This window comes from Pseudomonas sp. NPDC089401, assembly GCF_044749485.1.
In the GTDB taxonomy this organism is placed as follows: Bacteria; Pseudomonadota; Gammaproteobacteria; order Pseudomonadales; family Pseudomonadaceae; genus Aquipseudomonas.
The window spans coordinates 1-2,428 of record NZ_JBIVIA010000028.1 but is presented as its reverse complement, the minus strand read 5'-3'; the positions used below and the strand labels follow the sequence as shown (position 1 = coordinate 2,428).

Here is a 2,428-nt window from a genome sequence, read left to right as displayed (position 1 = left end):
GCGAACTTTCGGTTCGTTTCGTCTTCACCACCACAATTTGATGCCTTATGCTCAAATTGCTTGGGTGTTATATGGTCAAGCCTCACGGGCAATTAGTATTGGTTAGCTCAACGCCTCACAGCGCTTACACACCCAACCTATCAACGTCGTAGTCTTCGACGGCCCTTTAGGGGATTCAAGATCCCAGTGAGATCTCATCTTGAGGCAAGTTTCCCGCTTAGATGCTTTCAGCGGTTATCTCTTCCGAACATAGCTACCCGGCAATGCCACTGGCGTGACAACCGGAACACCAGAGGTTCGTCCACTCCGGTCCTCTCGTACTAGGAGCAGCCCCTCTCAAATCTCAAACGTCCACGGCAGATAGGGACCGAACTGTCTCACGACGTTCTAAACCCAGCTCGCGTACCACTTTAAATGGCGAACAGCCATACCCTTGGGACCGGCTTCAGCCCCAGGATGTGATGAGCCGACATCGAGGTGCCAAACACCGCCGTCGATATGAACTCTTGGGCGGTATCAGCCTGTTATCCCCGGAGTACCTTTTATCCGTTGAGCGATGGCCCTTCCATACAGAACCACCGGATCACTAAGACCTACTTTCGTACCTGCTCGACGTGTTTGTCTCGCAGTCAAGCGCGCTTTTGCCTTTATACTCTACGACCGATTTCCGACCGGTCTGAGCGCACCTTCGTACTCCTCCGTTACTCTTTGGGAGGAGACCGCCCCAGTCAAACTACCCACCATACACTGTCCTCGATCCGGATAACGGACCTGAGTTAGAACCTCAAAGTTGCCAGGGTGGTATTTCAAGGATGGCTCCATGAGAACTGGCGTCCCCACTTCAAAGCCTCCCACCTATCCTACACAAGCAAATTCAAAGTCCAGTGCAAAGCTATAGTAAAGGTTCACGGGGTCTTTCCGTCTAGCCGCGGATACACTGCATCTTCACAGCGATTTCAATTTCACTGAGTCTCGGGTGGAGACAGCGCCGCCATCGTTACGCCATTCGTGCAGGTCGGAACTTACCCGACAAGGAATTTCGCTACCTTAGGACCGTTATAGTTACGGCCGCCGTTTACCGGGGCTTCGATCAAGAGCTTCGCTTGCGCTAACCCCATCAATTAACCTTCCGGCACCGGGCAGGCGTCACACCCTATACGTCCACTTTCGTGTTTGCAGAGTGCTGTGTTTTTAATAAACAGTCGCAGCGGCCTGGTATCTTCGACCGGCGTGGGCTTACGGAGCAAGTCCTTCACCCTCACCGGCGCACCTTCTCCCGAAGTTACGGTGCCATTTTGCCTAGTTCCTTCACCCGAGTTCTCTCAAGCGCCTTGGTATTCTCTACCTAACCACCTGTGTCGGTTTGGGGTACGGTTCCCAGTTATCTGAAGCTTAGGAGCTTTTCTTGGAAGCATGGCATCAACCACTTCGCGCTCTAAAGAGCACTCGTCATCAGCTCTCGGCCTTGAGATCCCGGATTTGCCTAAGATCTCAGCCTACCACCTTAAACTTGGACAACCAACGCCAAGCTGGCCTAGCCTTCTCCGTCCCTCCATCGCAATAACTGGAAGTACAGGAATATTAACCTGTTTTCCATCGACTACGCTTTTCAGCCTCGCCTTAGGGACCGACTAACCCTGCGTCGATTAACGTTGCGCAGGAAACCTTGGTCTTTCGGCGTGCGAGTTTTTCACTCGCATTGTCGTTACTCATGTCAGCATTCGCACTTCTGATACCTCCAGCAAGCTTCTCAACTCACCTTCACAGGCTTACAGAACGCTCCTCTACCGCATCACCAAAAGGTGATACCCGTAGCTTCGGTGCATGGTTTGAGCCCCGTTACATCTTCCGCGCAGGCCGACTCGACTAGTGAGCTATTACGCTTTCTTTAAAGGGTGGCTGCTTCTAAGCCAACCTCCTAGCTGTCTAAGCCTTCCCACATCGTTTCCCACTTAACCATGACTTTGGGACCTTAGCTGACGGTCTGGGTTGTTTCCCTTTTCACGACGGACGTTAGCACCCGCCGTGTGTCTCCCATGCTCGGCACTTGTAGGTATTCGGAGTTTGCATCGGTTTGGTAAGTCGGGATGACCCCCTAGCCGAAACAGTGCTCTACCCCCTACAGTGATACATGAGGCGCTACCTAAATAGCTTTCGAGGAGAACCAGCTATCTCCGAGCTTGATTAGCCTTTCACTCCGATCCACAGGTCATCCGCTAACTTTTCAACGGTAGTCGGTTCGGTCCTCCAGTCAGTGTTACCTAACCTTCAACCTGCCCATGGATAGATCGCCCGGTTTCGGGTCTATACCCAGCGACTAAACGCCCTATTAAGACTCGCTTTCGCTACGCCTCCCCTATTCGGTTAAGCTCGCCACTGAATATAAGTCGCTGACCCATTATACAAAAGGTACGCAGTCACCTAACAA

At 52.3% G+C, this 2,428-nt stretch carries 1 rRNA gene; it reads right to left on the bottom strand.

The features are described from left to right. Positions 1-71 precede the first annotated feature (71 nt). Positions 72-2,428: ribosomal RNA gene (locus ACIP21_RS28660) — 23S ribosomal RNA — on the bottom strand; the annotation flags it as partial.